Origin of the sequence: Hymenobacter segetis, from assembly GCF_038448715.1 — a bacterium.
Lineage (GTDB): Bacteria > Bacteroidota > Bacteroidia > Cytophagales > Hymenobacteraceae > Hymenobacter > Hymenobacter segetis.
In genome coordinates, this window is the sequence record NZ_JBCEVZ010000015.1 from 1 (window position 1) to 15,920 (window position 15,920).

The 15,920-nt window shown below is 59.9% G+C and carries 15 protein-coding genes and 1 tRNA gene; 7 read left to right on the top strand and 9 right to left on the bottom strand.

Going from position 1 to position 15,920, the window contains the following annotated elements; translation table 11 throughout:
• Positions 1-164: 164 nt before the first annotated feature.
• Together AAFH49_RS08285 and AAFH49_RS08290 are read right to left on the bottom strand one after the other, a co-directional pair.
• Positions 165-1,388, bottom strand: coding sequence for a pyridoxal phosphate-dependent aminotransferase (locus AAFH49_RS08285; protein ID WP_342297248.1), 1,224 nt, complete (start codon positions 1,386-1,388; stop codon positions 165-167).
• A gap of 112 nt (positions 1,389-1,500) precedes the next feature.
• Positions 1,501-3,513 carry a glycosyltransferase gene (locus tag AAFH49_RS08290; RefSeq protein ID WP_342297249.1) on the bottom strand — a complete coding sequence of 671 codons (2,013 nt, stop codon included), beginning with the start codon at positions 3,511-3,513 and terminating at the stop codon, positions 1,501-1,503.
• A gap of 236 nt (positions 3,514-3,749) precedes the next feature.
• Here AAFH49_RS08290 and AAFH49_RS08295 point away from each other — a divergent pair, with 236 nt between their 5' ends.
• Complete coding sequence (locus AAFH49_RS08295; RefSeq protein ID WP_342297251.1) at positions 3,750-4,229, top strand: nuclear transport factor 2 family protein; 480 nt, start codon at positions 3,750-3,752, stop codon at positions 4,227-4,229.
• A 164-nt stretch (positions 4,230-4,393) separates the two neighbouring features.
• Here the strand turns inward: AAFH49_RS08295 and recR are convergent, their stop codons facing one another.
• Both recR and AAFH49_RS08305 read right to left on the bottom strand, forming a co-directional pair.
• Entirely contained in the window at positions 4,394-5,008 is a 615-nt protein-coding gene (gene recR, locus AAFH49_RS08300; protein ID WP_342297253.1) for a recombination mediator RecR, read from the bottom strand.
• A 21-nt stretch (positions 5,009-5,029) separates the two neighbouring features.
• The gene (locus tag AAFH49_RS08305; RefSeq protein WP_342297255.1) at positions 5,030-5,311 is read right to left on the bottom strand and encodes an ATP-dependent Clp protease adaptor ClpS; all 282 of its coding nucleotides are present in this window, start codon (positions 5,309-5,311) and stop codon (positions 5,030-5,032) included.
• Positions 5,312-5,486: 175 nt separating this feature from the next.
• Here AAFH49_RS08305 and AAFH49_RS08310 point away from each other — a divergent pair, with 175 nt between their 5' ends.
• Positions 5,487-6,044, top strand: a complete 558-nt coding sequence (locus tag AAFH49_RS08310) for a hypothetical protein (protein ID WP_342297256.1) — start codon at positions 5,487-5,489, stop codon at positions 6,042-6,044.
• A gap of 62 nt (positions 6,045-6,106) precedes the next feature.
• On the opposite strand, the gene AAFH49_RS08315 is transcribed toward AAFH49_RS08310, so the two are convergent.
• Positions 6,107-6,742 carry a YceI family protein gene (locus tag AAFH49_RS08315; RefSeq protein WP_342297257.1) on the bottom strand — a complete coding sequence of 212 codons (636 nt, stop codon included), beginning with the start codon at positions 6,740-6,742 and terminating at the stop codon, positions 6,107-6,109.
• Positions 6,743-6,856: 114 nt separating this feature from the next.
• The gene (locus tag AAFH49_RS08320) at positions 6,857-7,312 is read right to left on the bottom strand and encodes a MarR family winged helix-turn-helix transcriptional regulator (RefSeq protein WP_342297259.1); all 456 of its coding nucleotides are present in this window, start codon (positions 7,310-7,312) and stop codon (positions 6,857-6,859) included.
• Positions 7,313-7,469: 157 nt separating this feature from the next.
• Here AAFH49_RS08320 and AAFH49_RS08325 point away from each other — a divergent pair, with 157 nt between their 5' ends.
• Positions 7,470-8,045: a DUF6799 domain-containing protein gene (locus tag AAFH49_RS08325; RefSeq protein WP_342297261.1), complete on the top strand. Its 576-nt coding sequence runs from the start codon at positions 7,470-7,472 to the stop codon at positions 8,043-8,045.
• 197 nt (positions 8,046-8,242) lie between these two features.
• On the opposite strand, the gene AAFH49_RS08330 is transcribed toward AAFH49_RS08325, so the two are convergent.
• Positions 8,243-9,247 (bottom strand): enolase C-terminal domain-like protein, encoded by a 1,005-nt coding sequence (locus tag AAFH49_RS08330; protein ID WP_342297263.1) that lies wholly within the window; start codon positions 9,245-9,247, stop codon positions 8,243-8,245.
• A gap of 333 nt (positions 9,248-9,580) precedes the next feature.
• On the opposite strand from AAFH49_RS08330, the gene AAFH49_RS08335 reads away from it, so the two are divergent.
• The 4 genes from AAFH49_RS08335 (at position 9,581) to AAFH49_RS08350 (ending at position 14,980) form a co-directional block, all read left to right on the top strand.
• Complete coding sequence (locus AAFH49_RS08335; protein WP_342297264.1) at positions 9,581-10,963, top strand: dicarboxylate/amino acid:cation symporter; 1,383 nt, start codon at positions 9,581-9,583, stop codon at positions 10,961-10,963.
• Positions 10,964-11,180: 217 nt separating this feature from the next.
• On the top strand, positions 11,181-11,840 hold the full coding sequence (locus AAFH49_RS08340; RefSeq protein ID WP_342297265.1) for a hypothetical protein: 660 nt from the start codon (positions 11,181-11,183) through the stop codon (positions 11,838-11,840).
• 114 nt (positions 11,841-11,954) lie between these two features.
• The gene (locus AAFH49_RS08345; protein WP_342297266.1) at positions 11,955-12,536 is read left to right on the top strand and encodes a hypothetical protein; all 582 of its coding nucleotides are present in this window, start codon (positions 11,955-11,957) and stop codon (positions 12,534-12,536) included.
• A 74-nt stretch (positions 12,537-12,610) separates the two neighbouring features.
• Positions 12,611-14,980 carry a GAF domain-containing protein gene (locus AAFH49_RS08350; protein ID WP_342297268.1) on the top strand — a complete coding sequence of 790 codons (2,370 nt, stop codon included), beginning with the start codon at positions 12,611-12,613 and terminating at the stop codon, positions 14,978-14,980.
• A gap of 38 nt (positions 14,981-15,018) precedes the next feature.
• Here the strand turns inward: AAFH49_RS08350 and AAFH49_RS08355 are convergent, their stop codons facing one another.
• Together AAFH49_RS08355 and AAFH49_RS08360 are read right to left on the bottom strand one after the other, a co-directional pair.
• On the bottom strand, positions 15,019-15,711 hold the full coding sequence (locus tag AAFH49_RS08355; RefSeq protein ID WP_342297269.1) for a phosphatase PAP2 family protein: 693 nt from the start codon (positions 15,709-15,711) through the stop codon (positions 15,019-15,021).
• Positions 15,712-15,806: 95 nt separating this feature from the next.
• A tRNA-Leu gene (locus AAFH49_RS08360) sits at positions 15,807-15,888 on the bottom strand.
• Positions 15,889-15,920: the final 32 nt, after the last annotated feature.

Below are 15,920 nucleotides of genomic sequence, written 5' to 3' on the forward strand. Positions count from 1 at the left end.
AGGTCGGTGAGGGAAGTTTCGCGCAAGGTTTCGCTGAATTTGCGACGCCCGAAAGAACGTCATGCAGAGCGCAGCGAAGCATCTCGCGTGCTTTAACTAACTCAATCGATTGGATTTACTTGAGCACGCGAGATGCTTCGCTGCGCTCTGCATGACGTTTATAATTAACCCAGCTTTGCCAGGCTGGCTTTGATACGGCGGAAGGCTTCCACCAGCTTGTCATCGGCGGCGGCGGTGCTAAAACGCATGCACTCCGGTGCCCCAAAAGCGTCACCCGACACGGCCGAAACGTGCGCGTCATTCAGCAGGTACAGCGCCAAATCCATAGATGTGGCGATGGTGCTGCCATCCGGCGCGAGGCGGTTGAAATAAGCCGAGACTTCGGGGAAGATGTAGAACGCGCCGCTGGGCGTGGGCGTGTTGAAACCGGGGATGTCCTTCACGATGTCGAGCACCAAATCGCGGCGGCGGCGGTAGGCGGCCACCATCTCATCGGCCGAAGACCGGCCGCCGCGCAGGGCGGCCAGCCCAGCCCGCTGGGCAATGGAGCAGGTGCCGGAGGTAATCTGGCTCTGCATCTTCTCGCAGGCGGCGGCAATGTCCTGCCGGGCGGCGAGGTAGCCCAGCCGCCAGCCCGTCATGGCGTAGCCTTTCGAGAAGCCGTTGACGGTGATAACCCGGTCTTTGATGGCCTCGAAATGGGCCAGGCTGGCGTGCTCGCCCACGAAGTTGATGTACTCGTAAATCTCATCGGCCAAGGCGTAGACCTGCGGGTGGCGGGCCAGCACTTCGGCGATTTCGCCCAGTTCCTCGCGGCTGAAAACTGCGCCCGTGGGGTTGCAGGGCGAGGAATACATGATGAGCTTGGTGCGCGGGGTGATGGCGGCTTCGAGCTGCGCGGCGGTCACCTTGTACTCGTTTTCGAGGGTACCCACCAGCGTCACGGGCACACCTTCGGCCAGCTTCACCATCTCCTCGTAGCTCACCCAGTAGGGCGCGAATACGATGACTTCCTCGCCCGGATTGACCAGGCTAAGCACGGCGTTGGCCAGCGCCTGCTTGGCCCCGGTGCTCACCACAATCTGGTTGGGCTGGAAATCGAGCTGGTTGTCGCGCTTGAATTTATCGCAGATGGCCTGCCGCAACTCCGGGATACCGGGCACGGGCGTGTAGAAGGTGTAGCCGTCGTCGAGGGCCTGCTTGGCGGCGTCCTTGATGTACTGCGGGGTCTGGAAATCGGGCTCGCCGAAGCTCAGGTTGATGATGTCGATGCCTTTGGCCATCAGCTCGCGGGCTTTTTTGACCATGGCGATGGTGGCCGATTCGTTCATCGCCAGCAGGCGGTGCGAGAGCGGCGAAACGGGCGCGAGCGTGGTGGTATCGGGCATATTGAGCAACGGTGAATGGGACGGCAAAGGTACGGCAGCAGCGCAGTAGCGCGGACTTTTAGTCCGCGAGTGGAACCGATGGACTCGCGGACTAAAAGTCCGCGCTACGGCACTACTGCCCTAGACGGCGCCAGCAGCGCCAGAGCACGCTCAAATCCGTGCCGGGCTCGTAATCTTTGGCGTAGAGCAACTCCAACCGCCGGCGCGTTACCTCATTGAGGGGCGTTGCGGAGTTGGCGGCATCGGCGGGCGAGAGCACGGCGGGCACGGCGCGGGCCGGGCCTTCGAGATGGCGCAGGCCCACCCAGGTGCGCCGGCCGAGCAAGACCGATGCGCAGTTGCGCAGGAACCCCACTTTTCTCGGCTGAAACCAGACCAGCACCGGGCTCAGCACCAGCAAACTGGCGCTGCTCAGCAGGTCGAGTAGACGCTTGGCGCGGGCCTGCTGGGGCTGGTAAAGGTTCAGGGCGATGTCGAGGGTGTAATAGTCGCCGGGCGAGTCTTTGCTGCTGCTGCCGATGATGTACTGGCTGTCCTCAGGCAGGATTTTGTAGGCCACGGGCGGCTCGGCGGGCAGGCCCAGCATGAGGGCGATAATCTGGCTCGCGGCCAGGTCCTTCCCGCAAAAAATCAACTCATTCAACGCGTAGAGGCGGATAATGTCGTCCAGCTGGCGCAGCTCGCCCAGCGGCTCCAAGAGCGACTGCGTGACGGAGTGACGGAGCGAATGGTCCCCGGCCGGCGCGGCCGAGGGCTCAGCCTCCTCCCCCACGCTCACGTAGCCAATCACGCGGGCCGATACCTGGGCGGCATCCAGCAGCTGGCGCACGCGGCGGCTCTCGGGGCCGGAGCCCACGATGGCAATATTTTTCTGTCGCCGCTCGCTCAGATGCAGATTTTTATACTTGATGAAGTGGGCTACCAATTGCCGGCCCACCAGCGCCGCCACGGCCCAGGCCCCGCCCAAAATAATGAGCGCCTTCGAAAATCGCCAAGCATCCAGAAAATTCGAGGCCGCCGAAATCAGCAGCGTGCCGATGAAGATGCCGCGCACCACCCGCGAGGTGCGCACCGGCTGGTCGTAGCCCCCGCTGAGGTAGGCCGACGTGAGCCAGACCGCGATGTAGGCCGGCACAGCCATCGTCATGTACTGCGGCGGATATGCGCCGGGTACAAACTTGTGGTTGTGCTCCCAGTAGGTTTTCAGGAAGTACATGCCGCCCCAAATCAGGCCGGCATCGAGCAACAGCGGGGCGGCGCGGACGGCCAGACGCTCGGCCACGGCCGCCCCGGCCCGCAGCCAGATGGCGGCGTTGATGAGCAGCGAAAACAGGCCCGCTCGGCCCGGCGCGAAGTGCTTCTGGGCAAAAATCACCATCGCCCGGTAGAACACAAATACGTAGTTCACGCTGGTGCGCTTCGTGCTTTCGCCCTTGTAGTGGATGATGCGGGTGCCGGGGAAATAATAGTTTTTCCAGCCACCCTGAGTGAGGCGGTACGAGAGGTCGATGTCCTCGCCGTACATGAAATAGTCTTCGTCGAGCAGCCCCACCTGGTCGAGCGCGGCCTTGCGCAGTAGCATGAAGGCCCCGCTCAACACCTCAATCTCGTGGGTTTCATCCTTATCCAGAAAGCCCAGGTGGTAGCGCCCGAAGGTGCGCGACTTCGGAAAAACACCCGCCAGCCCGAACATCTTGTAAAAAGCCACGGCCGGCGTGGGCAGGGCGCGTTTGCTTTCGGGCAGGAATTTGCCCTGGCCATCGAGCATTTTGATGCCCAGGCCGCCGCAGTTGGGGTGCGCGTCCATGAAATCGCAGCAGGCGCGGAAAGTGTCCTCTTCTACTACGGTATCGGGGTTCAGCAGCAGCTGGTATTGGCCGGTGGCGCGGCGCAGGGCCTGGTTGTTGCCTTTCGAGAAGCCGGGGTTGTCGCGGTTGGCAATGAGGATGACCTCCGGGAAACGCGCCCGCACCATGGCCACCGAGCCATCGGCCGAGTTGTTATCGACCACGAACACCTCCACCGGCTGGCCCAGCTTCTCCACGGCCCGCCGCACTGAGAGCAGCGCCTGCTCCAGGAAATAGCAGACGTTATAATTGACAATGACGACGGAGAGCTTGACCACGGGGCGCGAAATTACGTGTAGAACGCGCATTGTGCCGCCCGCTACCGCTGCGAGCACGAAGCATCGCCTAAGCCAACCGATTTATGCAGCGGAGACGTAACCGCTTGATTTCGGCTTTATCTTTTTATTGATTAAATATGTCTATATACAATAATTTGTATATTCATCTAAGCTTTGTCATCGTGACATGGGGTTATGATGTGTCCGGGCCGTTTAATCCTTAAAATAACCGAACCATGAAAATCATCATCGCCCTTTTACTCATCGGTTTCAGCTTTTCAACCGCCTTCGCGCAGAAAGGGACCGGCACGTCCGCCAGCAACGACAAAATGAAAGCCATGATTATCCAGCTCGACAAAGACTGGGCTGCCGCCACTTTGCATAACGATATGGCTTTCATGAAGAAATTCGTGGCTGATGACTGCCTATTCACGGAGGCCGATGGCACCGTAGCCACCAAGGCTGAGATGCTAAAAGATATGGAATCAGGGGCATCCAAGACCACGGCTAATGAAACCTCCAACTATTCGGTGCGTTTTTTCGGCCCCGACGTGGCAATTATTCGGCACGACATCAATGTCGCCGGCATGGACAAAGGCAAAGACACCAGCGGGGACTACCGCCGGATGCACGTATTTGTGCGCCGCAACGGCCAATGGGTTGTGGTGGACAGCCAGTCGGTGCGGATAGGCGGCAAAGCAATGGCCACGAAGTGATTACAACGCAAGGAAGTACCTGCTGGCGCTGGTATCGGCCCACCGTGCTTTGCCATCTTCTTCCTCCAGGTTATTTATACAGCAAGCCCCGACTCTGGTAAGAGCCGGGGCTTGCTGCCTTATTCAGGAGTGGGTAGGTAGTTGCCTGCAAATATCTTACGCACCTACCGCGCCTGTCGCAGGCGGTCCACGATGCTGCGGCCGAGGGTGATTTCGTCGGCGTATTCCAGCTCGCCGCCCATCGGAATGCCCCGGGCAATGGTGCTGATGTGGACGTTGGGCAGGTCGCGCAGGCGGCGCGAGAGGTAGAAGGCCGTGGTGTCGCCCTCCATCGTGGGCGAAATGGCGAGGATAACCTCGCGCACTTCCGAGTCTTCGCCCGCAGCCCGCTCTACCAGCGAATCAATGTGCAAATCGGAAGGGCCAATTCCTTCAATTGGCGAAATCACGCCACCCAATACATGATACACGCCCTTATACTGGCCGGTGTTTTCGATGGCGATGACGTCGCGCACGTCCGACACCACGCAGACCAGGCTGTGGTCGCGCAATTTGTTGGCACAGATGCCGCACTCCTCGGCATCGGAAATGCTGTGGCAGGTTTTGCAGTAGGTGATTTCGAACCGCATCTTGGCCAGGGCCTCGGCCAGGGTGGCCGTGGTGTCCATTTCGGCCTTCAGCAGGTGCAGGGCCAGGCGCAGGGCCGTTTTGCGGCCGATGCCGGGCAGGCGCGACAGCTCGCCGACGGCGTTTTCAATCAGTTTTGAGGGGAACTCCATTCAGTTAAATGGGATGGATGGCTAAACGACATCGGCCGAGATGCCGCGGTCGTGAATGGCGGTGCAAAGAGGCTCCAGCTCCTCGTAGGTGCCGATTTTGACGGCGCACTTGCCCTTGTAATGGATGAGCAGGGTGCACTGCTCGGCCTGCTCGGGCTGGTGGCCGCACACGTCCATCAGGGTTTTGATGACGTGGTCGAAGGTGTTGATGTCGTCGTTGTACACCACCAGGTTGCGCAGCTCTACGGCTTCTTCCAGCAGTAGAACGTCATCTTCGTAATCAATTTGCGGACGGGTATTCATAGGGCAAATTTACGCAGGAAAGGCCGCGTGAGATAGCCAGTAATAACCCCCAATCCGTCTTATTCGTTTCGTTGGTTCCCGGAGATTTGTCCCGCGCCCCGCCGTTTTCGGGCGTAGTTTTCCGTTTCGCCGCGTCAGCTTTCGCCGGCCCGCTCCTTTTCCGCATCCGCTTGCCATGCCCGTTCCCTCCGCCGATTTCAAAAAAGCCCTCAAGCGCCTCTCCGAGCCCGAAAAGGAAGCCCTCCTGCTCCGCGCCGTGCGCCGCGACGCCGAACTCTACGAAACCTTCCGCTTCGAATTACTGGCCGACGTGACCCTGGGCCAGATTCAGGAAGAAACCGCCGACCGCATCCACGAGCTATTTGCCGTAGCCGTCACCGGCCGCCTGCTCAACCGCAGCCTCGTGAAGGCCGTGCGCGCCGGCGTGCAGGAAGCGGCCCGCGCCCGCCGCATCACCAAAAACAAGCAGCTCGAAATCGACCTGCTGCTTTACATCCTGCGCCAGTGCATCGATAATTACTCGGGCCAGTTCGACAGCGTGTGGGACGGTTTCTACAACGCCACCGCCCGCCTGGCTGCCCGCCTGCCCGCCCTCATCCTCAAAAGCCTGCACGAAGACCTCTGGGTCGAATACCAGTCGGAGCTGGACGACGTGCTGCGCGAGCTGCACAGCCGCAAGAAAAGCCACAACCTAAAATTCGACTTGCCCCGAAAATTCGAAATCCCGGAATAAAACGCACAAAAAAAGGCCTGCCGAATCCGGCAGGCCTTTTTTATTCGCTGTGAAAACCGCAATTATGCTTTCTTGGCGATTACGTTGAAAGTCAAATCGAACGTGTCGTAGATGGCTTTGTCGCCGATGCTTTCGAAGAACGACTTCGAGCCGTATTTCAGGCCGAATTTGGTGCGGTCGATGGTAACCTTACCGCTGGCGGCGGCCACGCCGTCTTTCACGCCGGCTTTGGCGGGGAAGCTGATGCGCTGCGTCACGCCCTTGATGGTCAGGTCGCCGGCGATGGTCACGTTATCGGCATTGGCGGCGGCACCTTTGATGGGCGTTACGCTGGCAATTTTGAAAGTCGAAGTGGGGTAAGTAGCCACGCCGAAGAAGTCGTCGCTGCTCATGTGGCCCACAAATTTGCCCTGGCTTTCGGCATCTTTGATGTCGGTGGCCACCATGGTTTTCATGTTCACGGTCACGGTGCCGCCCACGATGTTGTTGCCTTTCACGAGCAGGTCGCCGTCGGAGAACTGCATGGTGCCCACGTGGCCGTGGGTTACGGCTTTGCCTTCCCAACCCAGGGTGCTCAGCTGCGGCTGCAGCTTGTAAGCGGGGGCCGGAGCTGCGGTGGCTACTTTGGGAGCCGAAGCAGCGGAAGTTGCGCCGATGGTGGCAACGGCAAACAGAGCGGGCAAGAGGAATTTTTTCATCTTAAACAAGGATTTGAAAAAAGGTAAGAAGTGTGAGTTGAAGTAAGCATCACGGCCGGGCCGCAACGAAAAAGCGTGCCGGAATTCCGGCGATTTAGGTTGTTGAAAAACGGCTTATTCCACCGTTCGCATTTTGTCGAGCAGGGCGTTCAGCTGGCGCATCTCGTCCTCGTTCAGCGCCATGTTTTCTTTGGTGTACAGCACCCCGGTTTGCTCCACCTGGTCGAGCAAATCGAGGCCAGCTTTGGTAATTCGGATGTCGACGGCCCGACGGTTGGCTGGGCACACGGTGCGGGTCACTAATTTTTTTTCTTCGAGGCGGTCCACGATGCGCGAGGCGTTGCTGGTTTTGTCCAGCATCCGGTCGATGAGCAGGGCCACCGTGGCCGGCAGCGGGTGCTGCCCGCGCAGAATGCGCAGAATATTGAACTGCGGCGAAGTGAGGCCAAACGGCTTGAACGCCGCCGCCTGCCGTAGCTGCAACCAGCCAGCCGTATATATCAGATTGATAAAGGCCTTTTGGTGCTCGTCGCGGAAAATGGGCTGTTTGATTTCGTCTTCGATGCGCATAGTAGGCAGTGGAATCGGATGCAAATATAATGTACATACATTTAATGTCACAACATCGTTCCCAATTATTTTAAAAAGTTTAGCCTTCTGCTCCTCCTGCCCTACCGCCGGGGCCTAAAATCCGTATCCCCGCACATTCACCATTCCCTGTATTGCTATGAATCGTTTCTTCCTGCTCGTATTCGCCGCTGGCTGCCTGGCCACTGCCCCACACCTGGCCGCTGCCCAGGCTGGCGGCTTCCCGGTGCAAACCACCAGCCGCACCCAGTTTGTAATGCTTGACGGCGAAGTAGTGCGCCGCGAGGGCACCCAGACCACGCCCCTCACCCAAAACGTGAAGCTGGCCGGCGGCGTGAAAATCAACTACAAAAACGGCATCGTAGAAATGCCCGCCGACAAAATCAACCCTCAGGGCAAGAAAATCACTCTGCACGAAGGCGACTACGTGAAGCCCGACGGCGGCGTGGTATTTGCCACCCCCGCCAGCGCCGCCGCCGCCCGGGGCGAGGGCACGCCGCCCACCACGCCCCCCGGCACCAAGTTCGAGCCCTACGTGCAGCACGGCCCCGGCTTCTCCGACCCCGCCATGCAAGTGTCGTTGCTCAATAAAAAGATTGAGCTGCTCAACCAGAAAATCCAGGTGCTCAGCCAGGGCCAGCCCACCAAGCCTGATACCAAGGCCATCGACGACCAGCTCAAGCAGCTTGACGCGCAACTGAACGGGCCTAAGTAACCCAAATAGCAGCGCACCGACTTCTAGCAGGTCGGTAGTAAGCCCGAATAGCTAAAAACCTGAAAGCCCCGGCGGGATGACACTCACCAACCGAGTGTCGCCCCGCTGGGGCTTTGTTACGCTAGCATCGGCCGTTGCTACCAATATGTCGCCCCGCCAGGGCTTCTTTATTATGGCAGCAACTTGACAGGCCGGGCCTAAGCCCGCCGCAGCAGCCCAGCTTCTTCCCGCACCAGCCCAAACGGCTCATCCTTCACAATCAGAAAGCCATCCAGGTCCAGCACTTCGGCCAGGGCACTGATTTCGAGGGCGGCCGCGATGCCCACGCTGGTTTCCACCATGCAGCCCAGCATGGGCAGCAGGCCGTGGGCGCGGGTACGGCGCAGCAGGTCGATGCCGCGCCGGAAGCCGCCGGCTTTCATCAGCTTCACGTTCACGCCATGGAATTGCTGAGCAATTTCGGCAAAGTCGGCCGCATCGGTCACCGACTCATCGGCGATGAGCGGCACGCTGCTGCGGGGACATAGGTAGCGGTAGTCGTCGGCCAGGGCGGCGGGCAGGGGCTGCTCCAGTAGTTTTATATACAGCCCGGGCACCGCAGCGGCGGCTTCCTGGAAGCGTAGTACGCTGTCGGCATCGGGCCAGGCTTCGTTGCCGTCTACCAGCAGGGCGTGGCCGGGCAGAGCGCGGGCCACTTCGCGCAGCAGGTCGAGGCCACCAGCCTGGTTTACTTTGATTTTTAATAGCTGAAAGCGGGCGGCATCCTGCTCACGCAGGAAACCGGCCACTTCGTCCGGCTCCATAATGGGGAGGGAAAACGCCGTGGGCACGGCGGCAGCGGGCGGCGGCACACCCAGCCATTGCCACACCGGCTGCCCGGCGCAAGCGGCCAGCCACTGAACCAGCGCGGATTCGAGGGCAAAGCTCAGGGCATGCGCTACAGGGTTGGTAGCCAGCAGGGCATCAAGCTCCGACAAGGCGGTGACTTCGGCTAAGCCATTGGCCAGCAGGATGGCGAACTGTTCCTGGAGCAACTCCGGCGACTCGCCGTAGCGGACATTGGGCGCGGCCTCGCCGGTACCCTGCTGGCCGTGGCCGGCCACGCGCAGCACCAGATTGGTTTTGGTGGCCGAGGCATTGCGGGATATTTTCCAAACGTAGCGAAGCGGAAGCAGGTGCGGAGTGAGGGTCCAGATAGGCATGAGCGAGAGGGAAGCAGCATCACCGGGGCTTGAGCAGCAAGCGCTACCGACGGGTAACGCAACAACCACGGAGAATTCGGGGCATTAAACGAAATTTTTGCTTCATCAGCTTAAAAAGCTGCTGGAAACTGCTCGAAAGAAGCAGAATTTTATTTCGGTGCCAACCAACGGCAGAATTAGACCGATGGGAAGAAATCAATAGGCCCTATTGCTTCCTTAAAACAAATCCCGCAGCCGGCTTCCGGTAGTGCCCAACGGGCACGGTCGGGCTTGGTGGCGGGATAATGCCGTTCTTTGAGGCCTCATTCCGTATTCACGGCCTTTTTCAATTGCATGGCAAAATCCCGTTTACTCCTCGTTGCTTTTATGGTGCTGCTGGCTGGTGTGCTCACCGTGCTCGCCGCCAACCAGATGCTGGCCCTGCCGCCCGTGGTGCCCGTAGCGGCCCGCTGGCTGGCCCTGCTGGCCATTGCCGCCGCCGTGGCCCCCCGGCGCTCCCTCACCCTCTGGATTGTGGTGAGTATGCTCATCGGCATCGAGCTTGGGCATGATGCACCCGGCGTAGCCATGAACCTCAAAGTACTGAGCGACGCCTTCTTACGCCTCGTAAAAACCATCATCGCGCCGCTGGTTTTCGCTACGCTGGTAGTCGGCATTGCCGGCCACGCCGACCTGAAGCAGGTGGGCCGCATGGGCCTCAAAGCGCTGGTTTACTTTGAAGTCGTCACCACGTTTGCCCTCTTCATTGGCCTGGCTGCCATCAACTTAACCAAGGCCGGCGTGGGCATCAGTCAGGTTGGCGTGAAGGAAGAAGCCCTGACCGCCGCCGCCCCCCAGACCGCCGCCGACATCATCCTGCACATCTTCCCCGAGAACATTGCCAAATCGGTGGCCGAAGGGCAGGTGCTCCAGGTGGTTATTTTCGCCATCATCTTCGCTATCGGCCTGGCCCTCACCCCGGAGCGCCCGCGCCGCGTGATGCTGGAATTCTGCGAAAGCCTGTCGGAAGTCATGTTCAAGTTCACCAACGTGGTGATGTATTTCGCACCGCTGGGCGTGGGCGGAGCCCTGGCCTACACGGTGGGCAAAATGGGTTTCGCCCCGCTGCTCAATGCCTTGCAGCTGCTGCTCACGCTCTACGGGGCGCTCATTGCCTTCGTGCTGCTGGTGCTGCTGCCGGTAGCATTATTTGCCCGCCTGCCGCTGCGCCGCTTCATCGCGGCCGTGGCCGAGCCGGTCAGCATCGCCTTCGCCACCACGTCCTCGGAAGCGGCCCTGCCCCGGGCCATGGAAGCGATGGAAAGCATCGGCGTGCCACGCCGCATCGTGGCCTTTGTGATGCCGACGGGCTATTCGTTTAACCTCGACGGCACGACGCTATACCTTTCGCTGGCAGCCGTTTTCGTAGCGCAGGCTGCCGGGGTGCCGCTCACTTTCGGCCAGCAATTGCTCATGGTATTCACGCTGATGCTCACCAGCAAGGGCGTGGCGGGCGTGCCCCGGGCCTCGCTGGTTATCCTGCTGGCCACGGTAGCATCGTTCAACCTGCCGGCCTGGCCGGTGTTCATCATCCTGGGCATTGATGCCCTGATGGATATGGCCCGCACGGCCGTGAACGTGCTCGGCAACTGTTTAGCTTCGGCCGTCGTAGCCCGTTGGGAAGGAGAATTTGTAGACGGCTACCATGGCCCCGACCCGGCAGCCGTTTCGCAATAGAACTTTTTCAATAATAGCCAAGTTAAACAAGTGGCTTGGCCGGTTGAATTCCTCTTTTTAAGGGGTATTTTGAGCCTTTTACCGAGCAGATGCCAACTGGTTGATGTAAATCATCTAATTTTACACCATGCCTTTGAAGTAATTGCAAGAGGTTTGGCAAAGGCATTTTTTTGTTGTAATATTTGATTTTTACGATATAATTTTCTACCTTCCGCCTATGAAAATCGTCCGTCCTCTCGCATTACTGGCTCTTTCGCCGATGCTACTGCTGGCTCCGGCTTGCGTGTCGGTCAAGACTATGATGAAAGGCACGCCATCGGCGGCCATCTCCAAACGCCTGCCGCCGCTGGAAATTCTGGCCGACCAGGGCCCGCTGGCGATGAACGACGGAGCTCTGCCCGAAGACCCGCTGAAATTATTTCAGCAGGAGTGCCGGGTGAATTTGACGGAACCCACCGACTCGGCCACGTACGGCTACGCCAAGCTGATAGTGAAGAAGGTACGCACCCTGCGCACCGGCCGCGCCGTGCAGGGCCTGCAGGTACTCACCTTCATGATTCCCGCTGTGGTGGGCGTGCCACTGGAATGGTATAAAACCACGCTGCAAGCTGAAGTACAGGTGAGCGACGCGGCCGGCAACCTGCTGGGCTCCTACCTCGGCACGGGCACCTCGGAAGTGAAAGTGGCCATGTACCACGGCTACTCGCAGACGGCCGCGCCCCGCCTGGCCGACGTTATTGCCCTGCGCAGCGCCATGGCCCAGATTCGGCCCCAGCTCGATACTGCCACCACCCGCCTGCGCCCCCTGCTGATGGCCGGCGGCACCGTGGAAAACCCCACCCTGCCGGCCTCGTCGGTGGTGACGGGCAGCCGCTAACCCTTGGGTTAACGCTCGTTTTTTTCCTCTTCTGAGTTAGCATTAAAAGGCCCGTCGTGCCCTGCCTCCCGGTTCCGGGCAGTGGGCGCGACGGGCCTTATCTTTGGGATTACCATGACCCACCTCCTGCCCTTCCGGTTTTCTGCCATTCTGCTTTTGGGCCTCGGGCTGCTGCCCGGCTGCTGCGCCAATAACGTGTGCGACTGCCCCGGCGAAGCCCAGGCGGATGCCATCAAGCTAGTTTTCTCACAGACCGACTTTCCCATTAGAGCTGACCTCGATACGATTGTGCTTCAGCGCTATCCGTTGGTAATCGTGCCGGCCAGCGGCTCCAACCCCGGCACCAAGCCCGAAACCGTGACCCTGATTCGCTCGGTAGCCCAGGCCTACGACACGATTGTTATCAACAACAGCACGCCGTTTGGCCAGGTGAGCACGGCTAAGCTCGACCAATACCAGTACTACGTGTGCTATTATCCGGCCCCACACCGGAAGAGCCCGGCCTTCGCCTTGGTTATTGATAAGGTAGCGTTGAAGGGAAATCTGGATGGCAACGGCTGCTGCACGTGCTACACCAACACGCAAAAGGACATTACCACGCGCAAGGACATCACGGCCAGCGCCTCCACGGCTCTGACTGTTAACCTCAAGGACAAAGGACTCCCGGCCTTCCCCGCCTTCACCATCACCAAGTAGCCCGCCAGGCGCTTGCCTACGTATAGCTACCGCCGCGCTGCAACGTTTGGCCGGGCATTCCTGTTTTCGTTCCTATGGCTGCTGAACCTACTCTTACGGTGGCTCCGACGGTGCCCGCTGCACCGCGCCCGCCCGCTCCTGCTTCTGTTTTTCCATTTAAATCCACGCTCAGCCTGGAGCCGCTGATTGCCTATTGGCATGCGCGCGAAAGCGCCAGCAATGCCGGCGTGGCCCTGTTGGCCAAGGCCATTGGCCAGCAGGTGGCCGAGGCGGGCTGGTGCCGGGGCCTGCTCACCGATTATTCGGTGCTGGAATGCAACTGCGACCTGGTGGAAACCCTGATGCTGGCCGTGTTCCCGCCGGCCTCCTTTGCCACCGACATCAGCGGCGTGGTGGCCCCGTTTCAGCGGCGCAGCTTCTACTCCACGCACTTGTTCGAGGAGATAATGCTGAACAAGGACCGCACCGTGAAGCAGCCGCTCAACATCGACATGGCGGCCATGGAGCGGCAGATGGGCCTGATGGCCTACCACCTGATACTGCACCGCCTGTACGGGGCCGAAATGCCGAGCCTGGGCACCATCGTTTTTACTGTACCCGACTACAAAATCGGGTTGTACCGACACTACGGGGTCGATTTTAACTCCGATTTTGTGATGGTGAAGGTGGTGGGCGAATTGCCCGCACTCACACCCGAACAGATTGAATTTCTGATTCATAACCGCCACCGGCCGGAGTTCTGGAATGAGCTGCTGCCGCCCGAGCATTTCGAGCTGGAGGGCTTCAACCTGTTGCAGCTGGTGGATATTACCGACCAGGAAATCCTGTCGGAGCTGAAGTACGACCTGCTGGAGCGCGACGTGCTGCAAACCCCCGCCCGCTTCGAGCAGATTCAGGAGAAGCTGCGGGTACTGTTTGCGCAGCCGGCCTTGCAGCTGGGTATTGCGGCTTATGACGAGAAAAAGCGTGCTTTCGTGGACTTTGGGCGCAAAATCAACCACAGCTTTCTCACCAAGCAGGTTCAGCACCAGTCGGCCGACGGCAGCTTCCGGCAGATTTATGAGCGCCTGCTGCGCGAGCGGGAGCCGTTGGTGCTCAAGGATGTAGCCACGGCCGACATTCCGCACGACCTACGCCATCAGATTATTACGCTGGGCATCAAGTCGGCTATTCTGGCGCTGCTGCCCTACGGCAACGACACGGTGGGCCTGCTGGAGCTGGGCACGCCCGACGTGAACGGCCTCGATGAGTTTGACATGGACAAGGTAGCGCAGTTTGTGCCGCTGTTTGCGGTGGCGGTGAAGCGCAACGCTGAAGACCTGCAGTCCCGCATTCAGGCCGTGATTCAGGAGAAATTCACCGCCATTCACCCCACCATGGAGTGGCGCTTTGCCGACGCGGCCCGCAACCTGCTGACGCAACTCGATGCCGGAAACCGCACGGCCGAAATGGAGGCCATCGTGTTTGAGGACGTGTACCCGCTGCACGGCTCCTGCGACATTCGCGGCAGCAGCACGGTGCGCAACGAGGCCATTCAGGGTGACCTCATCGAACACCTCACGCTGGCTAATAAGGTCCTGAAAAAGGCTTCGGAATGCCAGCAGCTGCCCATTCTGGACGAGTTGAAATTCTACGTTACCAAGAACCTGAAGCGGCTGCGCGACGGCCTGCTTTCCGGCGATGAGGCCAATATTTACGACTCGCTGAAGCGCGAAGTGGAGCCGCTATTCGAGTATCTGGCTACGCACACGCCCGAGCTGCGGCCCGTCATCACCAGCTACTGGAATAATATTGACCCCAAGCTGGGCATTCTCTACAAGCGCCGCCAGGACTTTGAAATCAGCGTGACTACGCTCAACGATGCCGTGAGCGACTACCTCGACGAGGAGGAAGAAAAGGCGCAATCCATGTTCCCGCATTACTTCCAGCGCTACAAAACCGATGGCGTGGAGTTCAATATCTACGTGGGCAGCACGCTGGTACAGGATAAGCCGTTCGACTTGGTTTTCCTGAAAAACCTGCGCCTGTGGCAGCTGCTGACGATGGTGGAAATCACACGCCGCACCCATGTGCTGAAGGCCACCCTGCCCGTGCCGCTGGATACGACGCAGCTTATTCTCATTCACGGGCAGCCGCTAAGCATTCGGTTCCGGCAGGATGAGCGGCAGTTCGACGTGGACGGCGCCTACAACATCCGCTACGAAATAATCAAGAAGCGGATTGATAAAGCCACCGTGCTGGGCACGGGCGAACGCCTGACCCAGCCCGGCACCCTAGCCCTGGTGTACGCGCAAACCCGGGAGGCCGTGGAATACTACGAGTACATCGACTACCTCCAGGACCGGGGCCTGCTGGAGGCGGGGGTTGAAGAGCTTGAACTGGAAGAGTTGCAGGGCGTGAAAGGCCTGCTGGCCCTGCGGGTACGGGTCCGGTTGGCCGAATAACGCTTGCCAAACGTCTTTTTAAGTAGCAAGAAAGCGCGTCACAACGACGCGCTTTCCTCCTCCATCACGGCCTCTTCCTCGCGCCAGAACAGCTTCAGGCCGGCCCGGAAAGCCACCAGCCACGCCGCGCCGCCCGCGAAGCCGGCCAGCACATCGGTGGCGTAGTGCGCGTGCAAATACACCCGCGTGAGGCCAATCAGCCCCGCCCACAGCAGCAGCGGCACCACCCAAACCGGCCGCTTGAAATGCCGCGCCAGCAGCCACGCCAGACACCCGTAGAACGTGATACCCAGCATGGCGTGGCCGCTGGGAAAGCTCAGGCCGAAGGTTTGGAGCAGGGCGTTGGTGGGCCGGGGGCGGTTGAAATACCACTTTAAGAGCTGATTGAGCAGCACGCTGCCGGCCATGGCCAGCAGCATTTCCCAGGCCCCGCGCGGGTGGCCGGCCCGGCGTATCAGCAACGGTGCGATGACGCTGGCAGGCAGCAGAAACGGCAGCGCCGCGAAAAACGTGACCACCCGCACCGGACCGGTCAGGCCCGGGTTGGCCAGCCGCCAGCCATCCACAATGCCCGAGGCCCAGTTGTCGAGTGCCACCGAGTGATGCACGAACACTACCCGCGCCAGGTAAAAGAACACCGCGAAGGCCACGATGAACAGCACCAGTCCAAACAGCACTTCGACAGTGAGCAAGCCGGCCAGGGCCAGCAAGCGGGAGGTAAACCGATTCATAGCGGGCAAAAATGCCGGGAAATAAAAATGCCAGCAATTGCTTTCAGTACGGAAAATAAAAAAAGCCAGCCCGGTGGGGCTGGCCTTTTAAAACGTGCGCTCGGGGAGACTCGAACTCCCACACCTTGCGGAACTGCCGCCTGAAGACAGCGCGTCTACCAATTTCGCCACAAGCGCAAGCTGGGCTAAAAAACCGCTCATCCCGAAGG

Bases quoted from the DNA above. Each gene is read 5' to 3' on its own strand.
- AAFH49_RS08285 (WP_342297248.1), bottom strand. From the start codon at position 1,388: ATGCCCGATACCACCACGCTCGCGCCCGTTTCGCCGCTCTCGCACCGC.
- AAFH49_RS08325 (WP_342297261.1), top strand. From the start codon at position 7,470: ATGAATCGTTTCTTCCTGCTCGTATTCGCCGCTGGCTGCCTGGCCACT.
- AAFH49_RS08335 (WP_342297264.1), top strand. From the start codon at position 9,581: ATGGCAAAATCCCGTTTACTCCTCGTTGCTTTTATGGTGCTGCTGGCT.
- AAFH49_RS08355 (WP_342297269.1), bottom strand. From the start codon at position 15,711: ATGAATCGGTTTACCTCCCGCTTGCTGGCCCTGGCCGGCTTGCTCACT.
- AAFH49_RS08305 (WP_342297255.1), bottom strand. From the start codon at position 5,311: ATGAATACCCGTCCGCAAATTGATTACGAAGATGACGTTCTACTGCTG.
- AAFH49_RS08340 (WP_342297265.1), top strand. From the start codon at position 11,181: ATGAAAATCGTCCGTCCTCTCGCATTACTGGCTCTTTCGCCGATGCTA.
- AAFH49_RS08320 (WP_342297259.1), bottom strand. From the start codon at position 7,312: ATGCGCATCGAAGACGAAATCAAACAGCCCATTTTCCGCGACGAGCAC.
- AAFH49_RS08315 (WP_342297257.1), bottom strand. From the start codon at position 6,742: ATGAAAAAATTCCTCTTGCCCGCTCTGTTTGCCGTTGCCACCATCGGC.
- AAFH49_RS08310 (WP_342297256.1), top strand. From the start codon at position 5,487: ATGCCCGTTCCCTCCGCCGATTTCAAAAAAGCCCTCAAGCGCCTCTCC.
- AAFH49_RS08295 (WP_342297251.1), top strand. From the start codon at position 3,750: ATGAAAATCATCATCGCCCTTTTACTCATCGGTTTCAGCTTTTCAACC.
- AAFH49_RS08330 (WP_342297263.1), bottom strand. From the start codon at position 9,247: ATGCCTATCTGGACCCTCACTCCGCACCTGCTTCCGCTTCGCTACGTT.
- recR (WP_342297253.1), bottom strand. From the start codon at position 5,008: ATGGAGTTCCCCTCAAAACTGATTGAAAACGCCGTCGGCGAGCTGTCG.
- AAFH49_RS08350 (WP_342297268.1), top strand. From the start codon at position 12,611: ATGGCTGCTGAACCTACTCTTACGGTGGCTCCGACGGTGCCCGCTGCA.
- AAFH49_RS08345 (WP_342297266.1), top strand. From the start codon at position 11,955: ATGACCCACCTCCTGCCCTTCCGGTTTTCTGCCATTCTGCTTTTGGGC.